Genomic DNA, 20,524 nt, shown 5'->3' with positions numbered 1-20,524 from the left:
CATGGGGATTTATTCCCTTAGAGTCTAACTGTTAAAGGTTAAAAGTTCTTAGCCAGGGCAACCGTTGGAGCAGCCTATGAAAGAAAATAGCGCTAGGATTTGGCGGCTTCTTCTTCAATAGCCGTCATAAATTGGCTAATCACAGAACTAAATAACTTAATACCCACGCCAATTGCACGCTCATCCACAACTAAGTCTCCCTGGTGCAGGTCGTGCATATCACCATCACCAGACCAGCAGCCCAAGCGAACCATGGAGCCTGGCACGTGTTCTAAGTACCACGAGAAATCTTCGCCACCAGAAGATTGCGGAGCTTGCACGATTGATTGCGGGTCTATCGCCTTAGCTGCCGATGCAATCAGCGCGGTTGCTACATCATCGTTAAGCACCGGCGGAACACCGCGATGATAAGTCAGCTCATGTTTTACCCCAGTTGGGGCAAGGACCTGCTCAACCAATTCCTGGAAGATGCCAGAAATTTCGCGCCAGATTCCAATATCGGCGGTGCGCAACGTGCCGGATATCGAACCGGTTTGTGGAATGGCATTCGGAGCATAGCCAGAGTTAATGGTGCCGAAGACCAAAACCGTGCCCGTGCGCGGATCCACCCGGCGCGATAATAGCGCCGGCAAATCAGTAACAACCTTGCTCATGGCGTAGATGACATCAGCAGACAGGTGCGGCCGGGAGGTATGCCCGCCGGGGCCTTTGATATCGATTTCGACGATATCGGTGGCAGAGGTAATCGCGCCGGCGCGGAGTCCGATGCGACCAACCCGCAGCTTGGGCTCCACGTGCACGGCGTAGATAGAGTGCACGCCTTCGAGCGCACCCCATTCAATAACGTCAGTTGCTCCACCGACCCAGACTTCTTCTGCGGGCTGGAAAATAACGCGCACACCAATGCTCAGCGGGAATTCGCGGTTATAATCTGCCACCGCGCAAGCCACGCCCAAAGCAATGGTGGTGTGCACATCATGTCCACAGGAGTGCGATACCCCAGGCGTTTGGGAGCTGTACTCGAGGCCAGTTACTTCTTGTACCGGCAGCGCATCAATATCCGCGCGGAAAGCAATGCGGCCTTCTTCGGTATCAGGTCCGATATCAACCATGAGCCCGGTTTCTGGGAAACGCTGAGCTTCAACGCCGTACTCGCCTAAAATCTTGGCGAGATAATTGGTGGTCTCGAACTCTTGATTGGACGTTTCTGGGTGGCTGTGGATATGCCGGCGCCAGCCAATGATCTCCGAACGGTGAGTATCAAACCAGTCATTGACGAATTCCGAAACGGTCGGCTGCGTCATAGTCAGACCCTCCTTGATACACCCGGCGCCCCAAAAGTGGTGCGCAATAGATTTGTTGTGCTCCGTCCGATTCTACAACTAGACCGTGCGGTTCATAAATCCAACCAGTGCAAGGATAGGCCAACCTATGTGCCAACCTGTGATTTTAAAAAGAATTTAAGATAACTGCACACCATCTATTCGCAGCCTTCGGGTAGTTTTGGTGCGTTGTGAATGCGCTGTCTTAGGTGCTGAGCCACTGTGCTTTGCACTCGCTACGAGTCGTTTATGCGCCGTGTACTCGGGAGAAAATGGCGCTAGTTTCTCTAACGAAGACCCGCTCCCCTCGCCTTCTTGTTGTAACTCGCTGCTTATTAAATGCTGCTGGCTAGGTGCTGGATGTACTGGTGCAGATTTCACCAAAAGTGCTTGTACTCTGCCTGCGGGCATCGCATCGACAGGTGCAATCTCTGCAAGTTCTGCGGGCTGAATTTTTTCTTGCGTCACCCGAGGTGCAGGTGTTGCGCACACAGATTTCACATTGTCTTCTGGTTGCGGCAGTAACAGAGCCGGTGGAACCTCTAACGCCAACGCTAACTTGTACACCGTTGACAGCGCCGGATCCGCACTAGTTCCAGAGTTATTTTCATTGCGTTCCAGATTGCACACTTGTGTCCGCGACAAACCGGCAATTTCAGCCAATGCTTGTTGCGTCACTCCGCGTTTTCGTCGAATCTTTTTCAGGTTTTGCGAAAACCGAAAACCATAACTTGCCCACAGCAAACGTCCAACGCTTGGCGCCATGGACCTCACCCCCCAAGGTCTGTCCAAAAAGATTGCTTAAAAATTATCAATTAAAGCTAGAAGACGCCCCTGACGTGCATCCAGGCTCCCCCCAGGATCCTGGCAGTCATGGACGTCTGCGAGCTTAGCCTAGCTTTGGCGATCTTTCCACGTTGAAAATGTCACTGTGCGTGTTGCACAAATGGCTCGGCGCACGTTAGGCACCGAGCGTGCGCTTTTATAAATCGATGTTGCGCGGACCGTAAAGTCGGTCACCAGCATCCCCCAAGCCTGGAATGATGTAGGCATTTTCATCCAATGAAGGATCAATGCAGGCGGTAACCAAACGCACTGGGTAGCCAGACTCCGCGAGGGCATCAACACCAGGCTGTGCCGAAATCAGGCAGATAGCAACAATATCGGTTGCGCCACGGTCCACCAACAGCTTCAAAGAGTGAAGCAGTGAACCACCGGTGGCCAGCATCGGATCAACCAGGAAGACGGTGCGTCCGCTGAGGTCTTCGGGTAATGCTTCCAAATACGGAACTGGCTCATGAGTTTCTTCGTTGCGCGCCATGCCGATAAAGCCAACTTGAGCATCTGGGATCATCGACAGTGCTGGGTCAATCATGCCCAAACCCGCGCGAATAATAGGCACGATAATCGGTGGGTCAAGCAAACGCGTGCCGTCGGCTACAGCGACTGGGGTATTGCATTCGAAGTGCTCAACGGGCAGATTGCGAGAGGCTTCATAGACTAACATTCCGCCAAGATCAGCCAGGGCTGCACGAAATGCTGCGTTATCGCTGCGCTCATCGCGCATGAGCGTCAGACGAGATGAAGCAAGTGGGTGGTCTACTACGTGGATATCCATAAGCTACATCGTAAATCATCGCGGGAACCATTCTTATATTCACGCAGTCTTAATTGAGTATGAACCCACCTCACACTTTTGAAATTGACCTAGAGTACACGCGCTCGCTCGCCCGCGATTTGGATGTGGCCGCGGCTTTTACCCCGCCGCAGCCGGCTGTCATGCCCACTGATTCCACCTTGGCTGATTTTGTGGGCACCCTCAACCAGGCCTTGGATAACCTCACCGCGCGCTCGCAGCAATTGCATAGCGATGTCGCGCATATTGCCCGCAGTGGCTTTGCGCTTGCCGATGCCGCCGAGGCCACCGATTCTGCCGCAAGTTCCGCGTTTGATGGCTTCCAGGTGGGATAAAGATGAATGTCATTGTTGATACCATCGCGAAAGTTGCCGGCCTGCAGCCGCCTCCCCTCCCGCAGCTTTCCCTAGTAAATGTTCCAGATATCTCTGCGGTCTCACCGCTTGCAAGCATTGCGGGAACCGATCCCAGCAAGATGCTAAGTGCTGCCGGTGTGCTGGAAAAAGATCAGGACACTATCCGCCGCATCGCCGGTGAAGCGAGCGGCTTAATTGGCGCCTGCGCGCAGGATCTCATTGGGCTCGCTATGGAATTGGCCTCGCGCGCTGTGCCATTAGCCGTCGGATTATTGGTTCCCCACCCCGCTGCGCGCCTTAGCGCTGAGGCAGCCTTAAAAGCGTTGGCAATGGAATATCTTGGCCGGGCTGTGGCGCGTACCGGCAGCCTTATCAATGAGCTAGCGGCGATTAGCGCACCGTTGGCTGAGATCGCGACGCGTACGGTTTCCTCACACGTCGATGGCGGACAACCCGCGTTAAAGGAACTTCAAGCAGTCTCTGGGCAAGCAGGTTTTACTCCCGCAGGACGCACGGCTGCAGGTTCATTGGAGCCGGGCATAACCCCCATGGCCGAAGAGGATGCGGCAGGGTCTGTCGCCGGTACTTCATCTACATCTGGTTCTTCCACGGGGTCTGCGGCGGGTGAAAAGGCCGTGGATACTGCGCTATCTATGGTCGGAACCCCGTATGTATGGGGTGGGACTACCCCACAGGGATTCGACTGCTCAGGTCTTACCCAATATGCCTACCGCGCAGCCGGGGTAGACATCCCGCGCCTGGCAGAAGAACAAACCATAGGCACCCAGGTCAGCGCCGACGAGCTGGTCAAAGGCGATCTAGTGGTCTGGGATGGGCATGTTGCTATGTATGCCGGTGATGGACAAATTGTCGAAGCCGGCGACCCGGTTCAGGTCAATCCACTGCGAACCTCCAACATGGGGATGGAATTCAAGGGCTTCTGGCGTCCGACTTCTTAGGCTTTGGGTAGAATTATCGCCCATGAGCTCACGCGCGATTGTTCCGATTAAAATTTCTTTAACTGAAGGCGACTTCTACACCCTCTGGGCTCCGAAATGGCGCCAGCAAGGCACCGAATGGCAGGCCCTATTGGGCGATGATGAAACTGTCTTGGGCTTTCGCACTGAAGCAGAGCTTTTGACCTTCATTGAATCTGATGAACCACATGATCTTAAAGACCACCCGGAATGGGAAGAGTTTAACCAGGGTCCAGCAAACCGCGTCAGCCCCGAAGAGCGCGATACCTACGATCTCATCGGAACTCCAGAATTTTTAGCCGGCCGCCCGAGCCACACCAATATCTCCGCTGTGGCACGCAATTTCCAGATGGCAGAGGTCATCGCGTCAGTTACTGCTGCGCAACAAACCAGCATTTTCTTCGCCAGCCACTCCTTGCTACGCAACGCTTCACGCGGTTTGGACCATTTCTCTGGCGAGCAAGGTTTGCAGGAATGGACTGCAATTGGTCGCATTGTCTTGACCAATTGGCAAAAAGTCATTGATGACCTCGACGCCCAGATCCGCATCGTGCCTTCTACTGAGTTCAACGAAGAAACGGTTACCTCGGCTGCATCAAAGATTTCCACTGCGAAACAGGCTGCTCAAGAAAAGCGCGAACGATTCGAACAGCAGCGCAAGGAAGAAAAGCAGGCGGCAGATCCTTATGATGGTTCCGCGTGGGCTGCTGCCGGTATCGACCCGGTCAAAATCACCATCGATGCGCGTTCGGTTTACACCCTGCGCACTTATATCGGTGAATCCCCCGTCTTTTTGGGCAAGTGGGGCGAAATTTTTACCTTCCCATCGTCCAAGCAGCTCATGCGTTGGATCATGGAAAATGATGATCACGACCTAGCACGCGTTTCCACCTGGGAAGAATTGGTCACCGCGGCAAATGCCGGCGAACTCGAATTTATAGTTCACCCAGATAACCAGTACACCTTCAATGGCATCGTGCGTGATATCACCAAGGGCCCAGAAGCTGTCGATGCACAGCAGATGAGCAGCTGCTATGAAATCTGCGCGGATGCTGCTGACTGGGCCGGAGATGACTCGATTAACTCGTATATGCTGCAGCACCCACGTTTCCAGGACTACTTGGGCTACATGCTGGGCTCAACCGAGACCGCAGGTTATGTTCCTTCCAAGCCCTTCAATGATCACGCAGAAGCGTGGAAGGGCCTCGAAGAAATGCTGACGAAGCGTTTTTCGAAGTTCTAACGCCGCCAGCTAATCCGTTTCCAAAGCTTCACGCAGCGCCGCAATAAGGTCTGCGTGAAGCTTTGCTGTTTTCTCTGACTGTGGCGCCAGGTGGTCGAACCCGTGATAGGCACCATCGTAAGAAATAAATTCTACGGGAACGCCGGCTTTATCTAAGCGCTGCGCGAAGGTTAAAGCCTCGGGGTAAAACAAGTCCAAATCCCCAATGCCAATCCACGTCGGCGGACAATCTACGAGGTCCTCGCGATACAGCGGTGACGCATAGGGCGCTAATTCTGAGTCCGAATGGTCATTGCCTAAATACAGGTTCCACGCTGCAGCATTTAACCGCGCGGTCCAGATAAACTGCCCCCATGAGCGCTCATGGGCATCAAATCCCGCGCTAGAGGCATTGCCGCTTTGGTGGTCCAGCATGGGATAGACCAATCCTTGAAAGGCAACGGAGTGCCCGTCATCGATCGCCCGCTGCACGATGCCCGCTGCTAGACCACCACCAGCGCTATCGCCACACACGGCAATGCGCTGCGGGTCAACTCCCAATTCTTCAGCATTGTCTTGCACCCAACGCACCAGCGCATAGCAATCATCTAGGTCAGCAGGAAAAGGAGCTTGATTCGCTTTCCGGTAGCTCGGCGCGAATACCGAGATATTTAGCTCATCAGCAATCTTCGCATTCTGCGGGTCATAAAATCCCGGAGTGCCAATCAGATGCCCGCCGCCATGCGTCCATATCATCGCCGGGCGCATAGATGCTGAAGCATCTGCTCCAGCATCAGCTATTCGTTGCGGCACAATATGCCGCGCGCTAAACGGATGCCCATCATCGGGGCTTTCACCTTCAATTGTGCGGATGTCAACGTCACGGTCGGTCTCTCTAATCGCATCAATCTTGGAGACCAAACCCATGATAAATAACATCAACGCCGGCGAAATAACGTGGTTGGGAAGATACAACGACCAAGTCCGCAACTCAGGATCCACCTGCCGCAGATACGGCTCCCGGCTTTCCTTATAAACCTTGAGCCCCGCTCCTAAAGCCCCGACGCTAAAAGCACCCACGCCAAGGGCCACGGCAGCGCCCGCAATTTTGCGTGTCTTAGGCCTCGTCTTCGGGTTCTTGGGTGTCTTCGGCAAACTCGGTGTCAGAAAGTTCTTCATAAGCAGGCAAAATCACGGTTTCGATAAGATGCTGACGATGTTCCTGGGTGCTAAAGCTATTTTGCATCGCAGCCACGGTCAGCTCAAAGAATTCCTCCAGGCCATAACCTAAAGCTTCATTAAGTGAGACAAATTGCTCTGTCAATGCGGATTCTCCCACCGCGCAGGTAAAGCCCAATTGCTGCAATAGTGGCAATGGGTGATCCGCCAAAGAATCTACTTCCTCGGCAGCAATATCTTCATCGGGAGTAATTTCCACGGCAATGTGGCGGTCGCGAATCCAGCTGGTCAGCTTGCCTGGGGAAATACCTTCGACGGTGGCGCTAAAGTCATCGATGATATCAACACCTGCGGAAATGCGAGTGGCACCGGCTTTGACGCCAGCTTCAATATCGTCAAAGCCACCGTCGATGACAAATGGTACGAAATTAGCCTGCAGCTTGTCTAAAACGCCTGCGTGAGCCGCAACATTGTCACCCACCAGTGCAAAGCCTGCGACCTCGTCGTGGGCAATGGCAGCATCGGCAATCTCTGCGACATTCGCTGCTTGGGTATCGGCGCTCAGAATAATGCGTGCATCGACGTCGTGGGAATGAAGCGCGGAAGTGGCTTGCGCGATGGCATCGCTAAGCAATGCTTCGCTTGTCGATGCATCGTGTGCGTCTACAAAATCATTCGGGTTTAAGCGCAACTCGGCGTAAATCACATTATCGGCCTGCAGCTTGTCTAAGACAGTTTTCACGGCGTCAGAAACACTGTGCCCTGCGGCAACCTTGGCAGCAAGGGCTACTTTGGGCAAGGAAGCCAAAGTGTCGGCGGAAGAATCTTTGTTTTCTGGGCTAATTAAAGGTGCGTCATACATGGGAGCCATCCTAAGCCTGAGCCTAAGATATTGCATACAATGACTGTCTTTTCCTCTCGCGATACCGCTTCCGAAGCTAAACCCGCTGGTACTGGAACTACTCCACGACGCTTGCGGTTCTCGTTAAATACCGTTGTTGCCACCGCAGCCAGCGCGGCGATTCTTAGTACCTCTGCCCCGGCGGTGTTGGCGCAAGAATTAGAACCCACAGAGCAAGGTCTCACTGGGGTATTTGATGGGCTTTTCGATGACTCCCCCATAGGTGACGAGGAAGACGACGCCCCTGCTTCATCGACCCGCGAGGCAGCACCCAATACTGATAATTGCCCACAAGCACTGCTTCCCCCAGAACCTGTCACAACCTCAGAAGTAGTAGCTCCTGGTCAGCAATCCCCAGCGCCTTTGCCGGAGGTACAAGATTCCAACTGTGGTGTGCAAGCTCCTGCTGGATTCGACGTCAATGATGACGTGCGCGCATCCGCGTGGATGGTCTCAGACCTTGATACCGGGGAGATTGTAGCGATGAAAGATCCCCACGGCCGCTATCGTCCGGCTTCTATTCTTAAAGTCCTGCTCGCACTCGAGGCTATCGAAGAGTTAGATTTGAAGAAGGTCGTCATTGGCACCGACGAAGATGCAGCTATCGATGGCTCCGCCGTGGGCCTTGGCCCCGGGGGCCGCTATACCGTCGAGCAGCTTTTGCAAGGCCTGCTTATGGCTTCTGGCAATGATGCTGCGCACGCGTTGGCGCAACAGCTCGGCGGCGATGAGGAAACTTTAACCAAGATCAACAAGCTCGCAACCGATCTGGGCGCACGCTCTACCTTCGCTGCTAGCTACTCTGGCCTCGATGCACCCGGTATGTCTACCTCGGCAGCCGATATGGCGCTGCTTTATACGGCAGCTTTTGAAAACCCCACTTTTGCCCGCATCGTGGGCACCGACAGCGTGAAATTTCCCGGCTACGGTGATTTAGAAGGCTATGAGCTGGGCAATGACAATGGCCTCTTTATGAATGACCCCGATGGAATTGGCGGCAAGACTGGCTATACCGATGACGCCAACCACACCTTCGTTGGTGCCTTAGACCGCGATGGGCGCCGGCTGATGGCGGTCATTTTGGACACCACCATCGATCACGGTCCCCGCGCCTGGGAGCAAGCACAAATGCTTCTCGATGAAGCCTATAAGATTCCCGCTGGCCAAGGCGTCTCATCACTGGAGGAAACAGAAAAGATCACCAAAGAAGAAGAAACACCTGCTCCTACCGCAACAGCGGCGAATGCAGAAAATGTACCAGTAACCGATGCGGCATCAGCAGCAGAAAGCCCCACTCACCCAACCTGGATGCCGTGGCTGATTGTGGCCGGTGTAGCAGTGCTGGTTCTTGTGATTATTTCTTCTTTACTACTTCTGCGTTCGCCCAGCGGTCGTGGGCGCCACGCTGCTCGTTAGCCGGGTTGATAGTAAATTGCGTTACTACCGCACCGATGAAACCGATGGTTTGACCCAGTCCTGGCACAATCAGGATGCTCCTAAACCACTGGCGTTTAATGGATTGCTCGATGCTGAGCTTTTCATGGGTATCAACATCGCGCACTCGGTAGCCCATCATCAGCTTCACTGGGGAACCGCCGAAAGCAACCTCGGTGCCAACAAAAATTACTGCCATCAACACTCCGGCGATAACACTGGCGAATATCGAGTCACCGGCGAGCAGCCCCAAAGGCACAATCGACAGCAAGAAATAATCTAAAAAGGCCATTCCCACGCGCGTGCTCGACGACGGTCGATCTGCAATCCGGCTATCCACTGGAGTTTGATATAAACCCTGTGCCTGCTGCGGAACCATCTGCTGGTGCTGATAATTGGCTTGCTGATACGGATTGAAAGGCTGCGCGTACGGGCTTTGCGCCGGCTGCTGGGGCTGTGCATAAGGCGCCGCATACGGAGGCTGCTGCTGTGATTGGGCTTGCGGCTGCTGTTGTGGCTGTTGCTGGGGCTGCGGCGGAATAAAGGACTGCCTCTGCGGCCCTTGCTGGGGGCTTCCCTGCGGACTCGACCAGCCGTGAGTCTGCGGCGGGTTTTCGCTCACGTTCATACGCGTAACCGGATCAGGCCAGCTCCCGAAATTAGCGAGATGCTCAATTTCTGGCCAGGTGATTTTACGGCCAGCCGAAAGGGCATCATCATAGTGCTTGCGCACCTCGGGCTTGGACAAGATGGAGTAGCACAGTTGAATCTCCTTCCGGCGTGGATCATTTGCCGTCACACCATAGCCTTCTAAGTCTGCATCGCGTGCAGCCAGCAAAATACCTAAGGCCGCGCACTCATCGGCGCTATCAAGCTTCATGTGCTTGTACAGATCGGGAGCAAAACTGTGACTCATATGCCCAACTATAGCGTGCGTTATAGACATCCAACAGGGGCATCGTCCAACGTCAATGGTTCCCCTGGCCCTTACCCCAACCTCATTTATCAAGGTTGGGCGGAAGGTTTATTTACGGCGCAGAAGTGCAACCGCACCGGCACCAATCGCACCGATAGCTGCGCCAACCCCGAAGCTAGCTCCGGTAGAAGGACCCGAAGAGATCTCTTGGCGCACCCGGATGACAGCTGGTTCTGGAACAGCTGGCTCTTCCAAGGCCAGAGATTCTTCAGTGGTCGCCGTCCAGGCATTGATGTACATAACCACGCGCCAGATTAGGTACATCATGACCATCAGCACGATTACTGGGCCGAAGACTGCACCCGCTGGGTTACCAGTAGCCGAAGAGATGATGACGGTGGAAAGCTGCTTGATTGCTTCAAGCGCGATGGCACCCAACGCTGCGCCCTTAAGACCAGATTTCAACGGCACCTTAGTGCGCGGCAGCATCACGATCATCCACCACATCACCAAGAAATTCGCCAACAAACCGATAGCCAGACCAGCAGCGAAGATAATCCAGTTCATGCCTGGGAAGTGGTCTAGGCCAATCCAGTCAAATACTTTCGGGATAATGCCCGAGGTAGCAGCAGCAGTAACGCCAAAAGCCAAGATCAAAGCAATGAGTAAACCGATCAGGCGGAGCAAGTCATTGATTTTCTTGACTAGGAAGTTTCCGCCTCCTTCGTTGGCATCGAGTCCCCACATGGCAGAAATACCGATGCGCAGGTTATTCATCCATCCCAGTCCCGACCACAAGGTAGTTAGACCTGCCACACCGAACATGGCGCCGCGTTGGTCAATGGCAGTAACCAGCAGCTGGTTAATGGTCTCGCCCAAGTCACCTTCGACTGCACCGGTAATGGCGTCTTGGACTTGCTGCATCAAGTCATCGCGGTTGGCCAGCACGGTTGCCACCACAGCCACCATGAGCATGAAGAGAGGGAAAATCGCCAAGACCGAATAGTAGGTAACGCCGGCTGAGAACTGGTTGCCGCCCTGCGCTGTGTACCGGTTTTGCATGCGCATGATGTGGTCGACAAAGCCAGAACGTTCGCGAATTTTATCAACCGCGCCTGGCTCATCCTGCCGGGTACGTTCAATGCCGGATTCATCAGTCCTGTTGTCACGAGGCTTCGTTGGAGCAGCCATTGTCAAGGCCTTTCTATGAAACGTTCAGCGGGCTTTTACCTAGCGTAGATCGGATTTAGCGTCGGCGTGCAGGAAGAAACCCAACTTTGTCATAAACGTTTTCCAAAAGTGGTGTAGCAACTTCGGTGGCTTTATCGGCGCCATCGGCAAGCAAACGCTCTATTTCACCGCGATCATCCATCAATTCATCAAAGCGAGCCTTCAGTGGAGTGACGAAAGTTTCCAGCGCATCGGCGGTATCGACCTTTAATTGTCCATACCCTTGGCCGTCGTAACGCGCTACTAGCTTGTCGATGTCTTCGCCTGTCAACGCCGACTGAATCGCCAACAAATTAGATACACCAGGCTGGTTTTCACGATCGAAATTCACTACCCCCAAATCATCAGTGACCGCGGAGCGAATGCGCTTTGCCGACGTCTTCGGCGCATCCAAGAGATTAATCAGACCCTTGGGGTTAGGACCTGACTTGGACATCTTGGCCGTTGGATCCTGCAGGTCGTAGATCTTCGCCGAGCCCTGCGGAATATAAGCCTCAGGTACGCGGAAGGTCTCACCGTAGCGAGAGTTAAAACGCTCAGCTAAGTTACGCGTTAATTCCAGGTGCTGACGCTGGTCTTCACCCACCGGAACGAAATCCGGCGAGTAGAGCAAGATATCTGCTGCCATCAACACTGGGTAGGTAAACAGACCTACCGAGGTGCGGTCCTGTCCCTGACGCGTCGCCTTGTCCTTAAACTGCGTCATGCGCGAAGCCTCACCGAAACCGGTCATGCACTGCAAAACCCACGTCAGCTCCGCGTGCGCCGACACCTGCGATTGCACGTACAAAGTAGAACGTTTCGGGTCAATGCCCAAAGCAATCAACTGTGCTGCACCAGCGATGGTGCGCTCGCGCAATTCCGCTGGGTCTTGTTCCACGGTGATCGCGTGCAGGTCAGGGATGAAGTAGAAAGCATCAAAGCCGTCCTGCAAATCAATCCACTGTTTAAGCGCACCGAGGTAATTTCCTAGGTGGTAAGAATCAGCCGTGGGCTGAATACCGGACAAGATGCGATCGCCAGGCTGTGGAGTCGGAGCAGCTACTGGTGAGGAAGTGGGTTCAGTCATAGTAAATACCTTAATGTGTTGTAAAAATTGCGCACTACTTGGCTCTGAAAAGCCGCAAAAGCGCCTTGTCCGGAACACACGAAATTTGTGTGCCTATCCGGCCAAGGCGCTTTATGAAGGAAAGTTTAAGAAATCACGCTATTTACAAGCGTTCATTCTTAAATCTTGCGGCTCGTTGGAGAGTAAACGTCAAGGGTTGTTGCAAGGCCAGCGACGAGGAATGCGCCACCTGCGGACATAACGATCAACGGAGCAAGGAAAGCGAAGGACGGACCAACTACGGTCCACCACCAAATACCCACGACGAGCCCAATGACTCCGAGGACGTAGTAAAGAATTGCTTGCGACATACGGTCTACTCCATTGCTGTCATGACGGTAGCTACGTGAAATCAGGATAAAGCCAGCTTCACCAAATATTGTTCACAGGTAGTTTAGCACCCTCATAGCTAAAAACTAAGCTTTACCCCCCAATCGCACTTAGCTGTATTCCACCATCAAAGGCGAGTGGTCAGACCAGCGCTCTTCAACGCTTGGGGCCTTTTCCACCCAGCTGCGCTGTGCACGTTGCAGCATCGCATCGGTTGCCGCCTGGTAGTCGATGCGCCAGCCTGCATCATTGTTAAAGGCCTGTCCGCGGTAGGTCCACCAGGTATAAGGGCCTTCTACCTCAGGCGCTAGTCGGCGCGCCACGTCGAACCACTGCGGATCCGCAGCTGCTTCCCAGTTGGTCTTGGTTTCATAATCAATGATTCCCAGCCAGTCACCAAGGCCCTTTTTCACCTGTGGTTCAGCGTCTGGGAACGCGCCGAAAACGTGGTCCATAAAGGCGCGCTCTTCTGGCAAGTGGCCAGATTTCTTTTCATTGGGCTTGTTATTTTTCAGGTCCTGAGCGCGGTGGCAGATATTCCAGTCGCCGCCGATGACCATCTCTGGGTGCTGACTTGCACGGTCTTTTAAGATTTCCGCGAATTCATCTAGGAAGTTGTACTTCTCATCCAGCTTCGGGGAGTTGGTATCACCCGATGGCAGATAGAGCGAAGCCACGCGCACACCAGCGGTGGTGGCCTCAATCCAACGGCCAGCTTCCAGGAAGGAGCCGAATCCGATCTCAACATCCGTTAATGGAGTACGCGATAAGATTCCGACCCCGGCGCGTCCCTTGGCGCCTGGGGTTAGGGCATCAGCCATGGCCAGGTGCCAGCCTGCTTCCAGCGCTGGTTTTAAAGCCAGCTCAGTTTGGGCTGGATTAGCGCGCACTTCTTGCATGAGCACGATGTCGGCGCTGGTTTCTTTCAACCATTCATTCATTCCCAGGTTGAGTTCATTGCGCTGCTTGCAGGCAGCGCGAATACCGTTGACGTTGACCGAAGCGATAGTTAAAGACATGGCAACATTCTAGCTACCAGCCAGGCTTCCCTGCTGCATCAGCCTTATCCTGCGCATACTCCGTACATCTTCGGTACGCCTTCGGTGACATTACTTGAAAAAAGTAACGTCACTTCTTGACAAACTGAGCGCCAATCCAAATCAGAATTGCCACCGCAGAAAGCGCCGCACCCGCAAGCGCTGGGGATGCATATCCCATGCCAGCCCCCACGACAACGCCACCGATGGCAGCACCAGCCGCATTAGCCAGGTTCAATGCCGAGTGGTTCAACGACGCTGCCAAAGTTTGTGCATCGCCGGCAACATCCATGAGACGAATCTGCAGGCTTGGGGTCAGGGATGCGCCAAAGAATCCGATAAGTCCAAAGTTAATGGTGCCCAAGATTGGATTGTGGGAGGTAAAGAAGAAGGCCACGAGAATCAACGTGATTGTAATCAGGGAGAATAAAATGCCCTTTTCCAAGCTGCGGTCGGCCAGCCAGCCACCGAAGTAGTTACCGGCAACATTACCGATACCGTAGACCATCAGCACCAGCCACATGAGGCTTTCTGCCATTCCAGCGCGTTCCGTCATCGTCCAGGTGATGTAGGTATACACGGCGAACATGCCGCCGAATCCAATCGCACCCATCGCCAAAGAAAGCCATACCTGTGGGCGACTAAATGCACCAAGCTCTGTCTTCACGGAGGTCGCGGGCATCCTCACCATATGCGGCATCAAAACCCACAATCCAGCCAGAGTCACAAGACCTACTAAGACCACAAGCACGTAGGCCGCCTGCCAGCCCAAGGCCGACCCCAGCGCTTGTGCTGCAGGAACGCCCAGCACGGTAGCCACAGACAGACCCATGCCCACCATCGCGACAGCTCTACCGCGCGCACCAGCCGGAGCCATCGACGCAGCTGATAGACCAGCGACCGAGAAATACGCGCCGTGTGGCAGACCTGCGATAAAACGCGCCACCATGAGCAGCGAGTAATTTTCAGCAAAGATACCTAAACCATTGCCGATAATAAATGCCAGCATTAGAAACAGCAGCAGGCGTCGGCGCGGAATCTTGCCGGTCAACGCCGTAATCAATGGCGCGCCAACAACTACACCTAAGGCATAAGCGGAAATAATATGACTAGCTTGACCTTCAGAAATTTCCAGGTCGCTAGCAATCATGGGCAAAAGGCCCATCGACACGAACTCCGTGGTGCCGATGGCAAACCCACCCATCGCTAAGACAATCACTACGATGATGCGACGAGTATTAGAAATAGAGGTCTGCAGAGGACGTGGACGGCGCCGAATCCGCGCACGCCGAGCCGCAACTTCAGCGGCAGTTTCCTCAGTGCTTACCTCCCCATAAGTCGGCTCCTCATACCCATCGAAAGGTTGGCCTGTGTGCGCATTATCACTTAGGCCAAACTGCTTCGCATTTTCATCATTAATCCGCTTGTCTCTCACGCGGGAAACCTTACCGAAGCTAGCCTTATATCCGCATGTCAAGTGACACACCATCAAAACCACCTACCGGTGTGCAACTGACCACGCAAGTCCTAAATACCAGCAATAGGTTTGCGCTATTGAGATTCACAGAGTGATCATATTGACAAAAGCGGTTGCCTGCCGATTAACATAGGTTAGCCTTAGACAAATTAAGGCAGTCTAGCCTACCTATTTACGCGGAGGACCACATCGTGCAAACATCCAAACTTGTTCGTCTCACTGCTGTATCTGCCATCGCAGCACTTTCGCTAACTGCTTGCTCCGACAGCGGAAGCTCCGATTCTGCAAATACTGACTCTTCTGCAGCATCCGAGTCCGCAGACGGAAACGGGTCTGACGCAGAATCCAACAACCCGGCGGATGAGTCCCAGTTCCCCATCACCGTGGAGCACGCACTTGGAGAAACCGTCATTGAGTCCAAGCCAGAGCGCGTTGCCACCGTTGGATGGGCAAACCACGAGGTTCCTCTCGCCTTCGGTATTGTTCCAGTAGGCATGTCCAAGTCCACCTGGGGCGATGATGATGAAAACGGCATCATGCCATGGACCGAAGACAAGATTGCAGAACTCGGCGGCGAAGAGCCAGTGCTTTTCGATGAAACCGACGGCATCCCCTTCGAGCAGGTCGCCGATACCCAGCCTGATGTCATCTTGGCTGCATACTCTGGCCTGACCCAGGAAGATTACGACACCTTGTCTCAGATCGCCCCTGTCGTGGCATACCCAGATAAGCCATGGACCACTTCTGCTTTTGACATGGTTTCTTTGGACGCAGCAGGCCTGGGCCTGGCTGATGAAGGCGAAAAGCTCAATGAAGACCTAAAGAAGCAGGTCGATGATGCCATGGCGAACTACCCAGAGCTCAAAGGCAAGAAGCCACTGTTTACCTCCTTCGGCGGCGCCTCGAGCGAATCCATGATTGGTTTCTACACCCTGGACGATCCACGCGCGGGCTTCTTGGAGGAAGCTGGTTTTGAAACCCCAGAAATCGTGAAGGACTACACCGGAAACTCCGATTCCTTCTGGGAAGAAGTCTCGACTGAGAACCCAGAGCAGTTCGACGACGTCGACTTCTTCATCTCCTACTCTTCAGGTGATGAAGCAGCAGATAAGGAAGCACTAGAAAAGATGCAGGCAGATCCGCTGACCTCCAAGATCCCAGCGATTGCTGAAGGCCGCGTTGTCTTCTTGGAAAATGGCCCACTGGGTGCATCCGCTAACCCATCCCCACTGTCTATCCCTTGGGGTATCGATGACTACTTCGCAGCTCTAAATACTGCTTTCGAAGCTGAGTAACTGACTCGCCGAAGCTAAGAAAGATTTTCAAGTGGTAGACCTCGCAGCGTCAGTAAAATCAGCGGAAGCTCAAAAACAGGCTCAAGCGCACCATTCTTCAACCGCATCTGGGCTGGCTGAAGCAGCCCGTGCTTCCCAAGCAGGAGTCGCTGGAAAAAAGCACCCCCTCGGCATGCGCATCGCAGTTTTAATCGGATTGCTAATCGCTTTAGCAATCACGTGCGTTGCCTCCGTAATGTTTGGTGTTCGTTCCATCTCGGTGGAAGACGCTATCGCTGCTATCGGCGGCGCAACTGAAACAGCGGAACAAGCCGCCGCCGCTGCGCGCATGCCGCGTACGGTTATGGCACTACTCGTCGGCGCAGCACTGGCGATGTCAGGTACTACCTTGCAGGGAATCACCCGCAACCCGTTGGCCGATCCGGGTATTTTCGGCGTACTCTCTGGCGCCTCACTCGCGGTTGTCACGGGCATTGCTTTCTTTGGGCTCTCACGCCCAGTGCCCACCATGATTGCCGCTATGGTCGGCTCTTTGGCGGCCGCGGTCTTTGTCTACTTCGTGGGCTCTTTGGGCCGCGGTGGTGCCACCCCGCTGAAACTCGCGCTTTCTGGTGCTGCCACCGCTGCGGCAGCTTCAAGCTTGGTCTCTGCAATTTTGCTGCCGCGCGCCGATGTCATGGATCAATTCCGCTTTTGGCAAATTGGTTCCGTCGGCGGTGCCGAGTGGCCCAATCTGGGTTTATCGCTACCTTTCCTAGCCGTTGGTTTGCTTGTCGTTTTAGGCTGCGCACCAGGGCTTAACGCATTAGCGCTTGGCGATGATGTCGCAACCGGCCTGGGCATCAAAGTCATGACCACCCGTTTGGTCGCCACCTTTGGCGCGGTCATCTTGTGCGGTACTGCAACCGCGCTCGCAGGCCCGATTGCCTTTGTCGGTTTGATTGTTCCGCACCTGATTCGTCTTGTCTGCGGCACTGACCACCGCTGGCTGCTGCCCCTGACCGGTCTTGCCGGAGCGTTATTGCTCACCATTGCTGACACCATCGGCCGCGTGGTCACCCGTCCTTCGGAATTAGCAGTGGGCATTTTGGTTCCGCTTATCGGCGCCCCGCTGTTTATTTGGATTGTTCGCAACACCAAGGTTCGGGAGCTTGCCTAATGACCACTTCCACGCAAACCACTTCTTCAAGCGAGCCCAACTCCGCAGCAACCACGGAACTTGCAACATCTTTAGCCGCAGGCCGCAAAAAGCGCGCACACCAATACTGGGCATTAGTCACGTTGCTTGTCATCGCGGTCATCGGCGTCTGGTTAGCCTCGCTCATGATTGGCGAGACCTTCTATAGCTTGCAAGACGTCCTAGCCGTTGTCATGGGTGAAACCGTGCCTGGCGCCAGCTTTACTGTCGGCGCGCTGCGACTTCCGCGCGCAACGGTAGCGATTTTCGTCGGCCTAGCATTCGGTATTGCCGGCACGATTTTCCAAACCATGCTGCGCAACCAACTGGCCTCACCTGACATCATTGGAATTTCCGCCAGTGCATCGGCTGCTGGCGCAACCGGCATCATCATGTTCGGCCTCGGTCAGACCGCAGTGTCGATCATGTCGACCATCGCCTCGCTGGTAATCGCGCTGACTGTCTATCTGTTGTCCATGAAGTCCGGCTTTACTGGTACCCGCATAATCCTCATCGGTATTGGCTGCGCAGCGATTATGCAGGCGTGGACTTCTTATGTGCTCTCGCATGCTGCTGCCTGGGATTTGGCTACCGCAACCCGCTGGATTACCGGTTCGCTCAACACCATGACTTGGGAGCGCGGCCTGCCGGTTATCTTGACCGTCATCGTGCTCGCACCGCTGATGATTGCCTGCTCGCACCTGCTGTCCATCTTGGGACTCGGTGATGATTTAGCACGCGGTCTCGGCACTCATTTAACGCTGACCCGCGTGGTGTTATTCGTCGGTGCTGTCGTACTCATCGCCCTGGCTACTGCTGCCACCGGCCCCATCGCGTTTGTCGCCTTTATGGCAGGCCCCATCGCTTCACGGATTTTCAAACCCGGTGCCTCCCTCGTTCTCCCCGCGGGGCTCATCGGCGCATTGCTCGTGCTAGTCGCGGATCTGGCTGGCCAATACCTCTTTGGCACCCGCTACCCTGCTGGCGTTATCACCGGTGCGATTGGTGCGCCTTTCTTAATGTATCTACTTACTCGATCCTCGCGATAGGACATTCATGACTGCAATGAATATCAATGAACATGCCTCGACGGCGCAGCAGCTGGATTCCACCGCTCTACACGTTAAAGATGTATCGGTCGGCTACGGTGAGCGCACGGTTTTAGACACGCTCAACGTCGACATCAAGCGAGGTACCGTAACTTCCATTGTCGGGCCAAATGGCTGCGGCAAATCTACGCTGCTACGCACCATGTCGCGTTTGCTAAACCCGACCAAGGGCGAAATTGTCCTCGATGGCAAGTCCATCCATGACATCCCGACTCGTAAGCTCGCAACCCAGCTCGGCCTTTTGCCGCAGACCCCGATTGCTCCCGATGGCATCGTCGTCGCAGACCTAGTTGGCCGCGGCCGCACCCCGCACCAAGGCATCCTAGGGCGCTGGAGCCAGCAAGACTACGACATCGTTGCAGAAGCCTTGGAAACCACCGGTATCTCCGATCTCGCTGAACGCTCCATCGATGAGCTGTCCGGTGGTCAACGCCAACGCGTGTGGATTGCCATGGCGTTAGCACAACGCACAGATACATTGCTTCTCGATGAGCCCACCACGTACTTAGACGTCAAGCACCAGTTAGATGTCTTGGACTTGCTCACTGAGCTCAACCGCGATCGTGGCACCACCATCGTCATGGTGCTGCACGACCTCAATCTGGCCGCACGCTATTCCGATGAGCTCGTTGCAGTTTCTGGCGGGAAGGTCTTCGCGCATGGGCATCCACGCGAAGTCATCACCAAAGAAAATGTGAAGTCCGTATTCGGAATCGACTCGGTCATCATCACTGACCCGGTTTCCGATCAACCAGCGGTCATGCCTATTGGCCGCCACCACCTAAGGAATAAGTAGATTCTCAATGGCATTTTTCCCATTTCTCGCAACCGTCAAAAACTCCGAACGCATCTCCCCTAACTTCCAGCGGGTAACTTTTACTGGCTTAGATGACATGGGCCCCGCAGGTCACATCATGGACTTGCGCATCAAACTAGTCATCCCGGGTGACCACGGCCTGCCAAAGATGACCGGTGAGGAAAACTGGTACGACGAATGGAAAGCCATTGACCCGGACAAGCGCGGCAGCATGCGCACCTACTCCATCCGCGAGTTTCGTCGAGCAGGTGAGCACGACGAAGGTGCAAACGGTGAAGCTGAGCTCGATATTGACTTCGCTCTGCACGGCGTAGGCACTCCCGATAGCGGTCCCGCAGCCACCTGGGCGGTTGAAGCACAGCCTGGCGATCAGCTCTATGTTGTGGCACCACAAAAAGACGACGAATCCGGCCCGGGCATTGAATTTCAGCCTGGCGAAGCCACAAATGTTGTCATTTTAGGTGATGAAACTGCCCTGCCAGCTATGCTGCGCATCGCCGATGAATGGCCCGCGGAACTCACCGGCACCATGTACTGCGAATTGGTCGATAGCGCAGATATCCCGCAGATTGATTTCCCCGCAAATCTCACAGTCAACTGGGTCCCACGCACCCCAGAGCACGCGTACGGTGACCTATTGGTTGAATCTGCAGCGCGGCTTTTTGAAGTTGAGAACCCACGCGGTGAATGCACCCCGCCGGAGCCATCGACTAGCGATGACGCCGAGCCTGCCCCGCTGGTCTGGGAAACTCCTGCTTATAGTTCTTTCGACGACGATACTGATGCCACCGAACCAGCTTCAACTGTTGCTGAACGCTTTGCAGATACTTATTTCTGGATCGCTGGTGAAGCCGGCATGGTCACCACTATTCGTCGCATGTTGGTTAAAGGCGCGGGCATTTCCCGCCACCGCGTTTCCTTCATGGGGTACTGGAAAACCGGTGTCAAAGCGCTCGGTTAAGAGCTGCTTGTGCGCACCACTTAGTCCGGCCTTATCGCAA

The 20,524-nt window shown here is 54.5% G+C and carries 20 protein-coding genes; 9 read left to right on the top strand and 11 right to left on the bottom strand.

The features are described from left to right. Positions 1-92 precede the first annotated feature (92 nt). The 3 genes from CSTAT_RS03005 to upp form a co-directional block, all read right to left on the bottom strand. Entirely contained in the window at positions 93-1,304 is a 1,212-nt protein-coding gene (locus CSTAT_RS03005; RefSeq protein WP_075722421.1) for a M20 family metallopeptidase, read from the bottom strand. A gap of 156 nt (positions 1,305-1,460) precedes the next feature. Beyond that, positions 1,461-2,087 carry a helix-turn-helix domain-containing protein gene (locus CSTAT_RS13280; RefSeq protein WP_083640628.1) on the bottom strand — a complete coding sequence of 209 codons (627 nt, stop codon included), beginning with the start codon at positions 2,085-2,087 and terminating at the stop codon, positions 1,461-1,463. Between the two features lie 217 nt (positions 2,088-2,304). Then, positions 2,305-2,940 carry a uracil phosphoribosyltransferase gene (upp, locus tag CSTAT_RS02995; RefSeq protein ID WP_075722420.1) on the bottom strand — a complete coding sequence of 212 codons (636 nt, stop codon included), beginning with the start codon at positions 2,938-2,940 and terminating at the stop codon, positions 2,305-2,307. A 59-nt stretch (positions 2,941-2,999) separates the two neighbouring features. Here upp and CSTAT_RS02990 point away from each other — a divergent pair, with 59 nt between their 5' ends. From CSTAT_RS02990 to CSTAT_RS02980, 3 genes are read left to right on the top strand one after another with little or no spacing between them, the layout of a single operon-like run. Further along, positions 3,000-3,293: a transducer protein Htr23 gene (locus tag CSTAT_RS02990; RefSeq protein ID WP_075722419.1), complete on the top strand. Its 294-nt coding sequence runs from the start codon at positions 3,000-3,002 to the stop codon at positions 3,291-3,293. Between the two features lie 2 nt (positions 3,294-3,295). After that, complete coding sequence (locus tag CSTAT_RS02985) at positions 3,296-4,273, top strand: C40 family peptidase (protein ID WP_075722418.1); 978 nt, start codon at positions 3,296-3,298, stop codon at positions 4,271-4,273. Between the two features lie 22 nt (positions 4,274-4,295). Next, positions 4,296-5,534 (top strand): hypothetical protein, encoded by a 1,239-nt coding sequence (locus tag CSTAT_RS02980; RefSeq protein WP_075722417.1) that lies wholly within the window; start codon positions 4,296-4,298, stop codon positions 5,532-5,534. Between the two features lie 9 nt (positions 5,535-5,543). Here CSTAT_RS02980 and CSTAT_RS02975 read toward each other — a convergent pair whose 3' ends face one another. Together CSTAT_RS02975 and CSTAT_RS02970 are read right to left on the bottom strand one after the other, a co-directional pair. Further along, positions 5,544-6,692 carry an alpha/beta hydrolase gene (locus CSTAT_RS02975; protein WP_083640625.1) on the bottom strand — a complete coding sequence of 383 codons (1,149 nt, stop codon included), beginning with the start codon at positions 6,690-6,692 and terminating at the stop codon, positions 5,544-5,546. Beyond that, the gene (locus CSTAT_RS02970; protein ID WP_244892883.1) at positions 6,631-7,554 is read right to left on the bottom strand and encodes an amidohydrolase family protein; all 924 of its coding nucleotides are present in this window, start codon (positions 7,552-7,554) and stop codon (positions 6,631-6,633) included. The genes CSTAT_RS02975 and CSTAT_RS02970 overlap by 62 nt, the downstream gene beginning before the upstream one ends. A 39-nt stretch (positions 7,555-7,593) precedes the next feature. Between CSTAT_RS02970 and CSTAT_RS02965 the strand changes: the two genes are divergently transcribed. Next, positions 7,594-9,009, top strand: a complete 1,416-nt coding sequence (locus tag CSTAT_RS02965) for a D-alanyl-D-alanine carboxypeptidase family protein (RefSeq protein ID WP_083640621.1) — start codon at positions 7,594-7,596, stop codon at positions 9,007-9,009. Here CSTAT_RS02965 and CSTAT_RS02960 read toward each other — a convergent pair. The 6 genes from CSTAT_RS02960 to CSTAT_RS02935 form a co-directional block, all read right to left on the bottom strand. Further along, positions 8,948-9,943, bottom strand: coding sequence for an RDD family protein (locus CSTAT_RS02960; RefSeq protein WP_075722414.1), 996 nt, complete (start codon positions 9,941-9,943; stop codon positions 8,948-8,950). The genes CSTAT_RS02965 and CSTAT_RS02960 overlap by 62 nt on opposite strands. A 108-nt stretch (positions 9,944-10,051) precedes the next feature. Further along, the gene (locus CSTAT_RS02955; protein WP_075722413.1) at positions 10,052-11,134 is read right to left on the bottom strand and encodes a YhjD/YihY/BrkB family envelope integrity protein; all 1,083 of its coding nucleotides are present in this window, start codon (positions 11,132-11,134) and stop codon (positions 10,052-10,054) included. Between the two features lie 55 nt (positions 11,135-11,189). Beyond that, positions 11,190-12,242, bottom strand: coding sequence for a tryptophan--tRNA ligase (gene trpS, locus CSTAT_RS02950; RefSeq protein ID WP_075722412.1), 1,053 nt, complete (start codon positions 12,240-12,242; stop codon positions 11,190-11,192). A 158-nt stretch (positions 12,243-12,400) separates the two neighbouring features. Then, on the bottom strand, positions 12,401-12,592 hold the full coding sequence (locus CSTAT_RS02945) for a hypothetical protein (protein ID WP_066840313.1): 192 nt from the start codon (positions 12,590-12,592) through the stop codon (positions 12,401-12,403). Positions 12,593-12,721: 129 nt separating this feature from the next. Then, on the bottom strand, positions 12,722-13,630 hold the full coding sequence (locus CSTAT_RS02940; protein WP_075722411.1) for an exodeoxyribonuclease III: 909 nt from the start codon (positions 13,628-13,630) through the stop codon (positions 12,722-12,724). Positions 13,631-13,739: 109 nt separating this feature from the next. After that, positions 13,740-15,083 carry an MFS transporter gene (locus CSTAT_RS02935; protein WP_244892882.1) on the bottom strand — a complete coding sequence of 448 codons (1,344 nt, stop codon included), beginning with the start codon at positions 15,081-15,083 and terminating at the stop codon, positions 13,740-13,742. A gap of 230 nt (positions 15,084-15,313) precedes the next feature. On the opposite strand from CSTAT_RS02935, the gene CSTAT_RS02930 reads away from it, so the two are divergent. The 5 genes from CSTAT_RS02930 (at position 15,314) to CSTAT_RS02910 (ending at position 20,484) form a co-directional block, all read left to right on the top strand. Next, the gene (locus tag CSTAT_RS02930) at positions 15,314-16,420 is read left to right on the top strand and encodes an iron-siderophore ABC transporter substrate-binding protein (RefSeq protein ID WP_419186562.1); all 1,107 of its coding nucleotides are present in this window, start codon (positions 15,314-15,316) and stop codon (positions 16,418-16,420) included. 172 nt (positions 16,421-16,592) lie between these two features. Further along, positions 16,593-17,579 (top strand): FecCD family ABC transporter permease, encoded by a 987-nt coding sequence (locus CSTAT_RS02925; RefSeq protein ID WP_075723771.1) that lies wholly within the window; start codon positions 16,593-16,595, stop codon positions 17,577-17,579. Continuing rightward, complete coding sequence (locus tag CSTAT_RS02920) at positions 17,579-18,646, top strand: FecCD family ABC transporter permease (protein WP_075722409.1); 1,068 nt, start codon at positions 17,579-17,581, stop codon at positions 18,644-18,646. The genes CSTAT_RS02925 and CSTAT_RS02920 overlap by 1 nt, the downstream gene beginning before the upstream one ends. A 7-nt stretch (positions 18,647-18,653) precedes the next feature. Then, positions 18,654-19,502: an ABC transporter ATP-binding protein gene (locus CSTAT_RS02915; protein ID WP_082869516.1), complete on the top strand. Its 849-nt coding sequence runs from the start codon at positions 18,654-18,656 to the stop codon at positions 19,500-19,502. A gap of 7 nt (positions 19,503-19,509) precedes the next feature. Beyond that, on the top strand, positions 19,510-20,484 hold the full coding sequence (locus CSTAT_RS02910; RefSeq protein WP_075722408.1) for a siderophore-interacting protein: 975 nt from the start codon (positions 19,510-19,512) through the stop codon (positions 20,482-20,484). Positions 20,485-20,524: the final 40 nt, after the last annotated feature.

It is taken from the genome of Corynebacterium stationis (assembly GCF_001941345.1).
GTDB classification, from domain to species: Bacteria; Actinomycetota; Actinomycetes; order Mycobacteriales; family Mycobacteriaceae; genus Corynebacterium; species Corynebacterium stationis.
This window is presented reverse-complemented; position numbering and strand designations above follow the sequence as displayed.